Here is a 1001-nt window from a genome sequence, read left to right on the forward strand (position 1 = left end):
GCCCACACCGACATGGCGAACGTGCAGCCTATGGTCGATGCGATTAATACCATCATTGCCTACACCACGGATGCCACCAATACTGAGCCGACACTAACTGACTACCAATTTGCAGGCATTGCCGATGCGGCGAGTACCAATCTTACCCTGTTAAATACCGATGTGGCAGATGGCAGTTTAACCCTTGCCCAAATTGGTGTGCTCGCTACGGAATCCAACAATCTTGCTGTGCTGCGTGATTACAGCGCTGATAATACCAATCCTGTACCCACTCTCGATAATTTCATCAATGCCGGACTGAGTGCGGCGTTGTCAGAAAACTTAACCGATTACAATCGCGAACTAGATACCCAAACGTTAGCCACCCGAGCAGAGTTCGAGGCATTAGTCGCGGCGATAAACACGTTAGATACGTACGCCACCGACCAAACTAATCCTGCGCCAACTTACAACACTTACATCACGGCGGGTTTTGACACAGTAAAACAATCGCAAATAGATAGCCTTAACCAAGCGTTAGCGGCCAACACCTTACTCACCTTAGCCGACATTGATGTAGTGGTGAATGGTTTGGCGACCTTGACCGATTACGCCCTTGATGACAGCAATACACCGCCGACGGTGCAGGATTATTTGGATGCGGGTTTAACCGATGTCAGCGCATCGCTTTTGGCGCATTTAAATCAAACCTTAAATCGTGATGGGCAATCTGGGTTTTCAGAATATTTCAAATCTTCAACGCCACATGGCGGGGACAATTATGGCTTTGCAACGGCGTTGTCAGAGGATGGCAACTTACTGGCGGTTCTAGCGAAGCGTGCACCCGGAGTTGAAAATAACGCAAGTGAGGATACGGGGGCGGTGTATGTGTACCGCCGAAGTGGTACATCTTGGGCTGAAGTGGCAATATTACGCTCCAATCAAACAGCGTATCATGCCTATGACATGGCGATGAGTGCCGATGGCACACGCATCATCATGGTTGCGCCAACCTATGCCTA

Annotated in this window: 1 pseudogene; it reads left to right on the forward strand. The window is 49.6% G+C overall.

The features are described from left to right. Positions 1-21: 21 nt before the first annotated feature. Positions 22-1001, forward strand: a pseudogene (locus tag F8B77_RS17305) (hypothetical protein); the annotation flags it as partial.

The organism is Aliivibrio finisterrensis, from assembly GCF_008933155.1.
Classification (GTDB): domain Bacteria; phylum Pseudomonadota; class Gammaproteobacteria; order Enterobacterales; family Vibrionaceae; genus Aliivibrio; species Aliivibrio finisterrensis.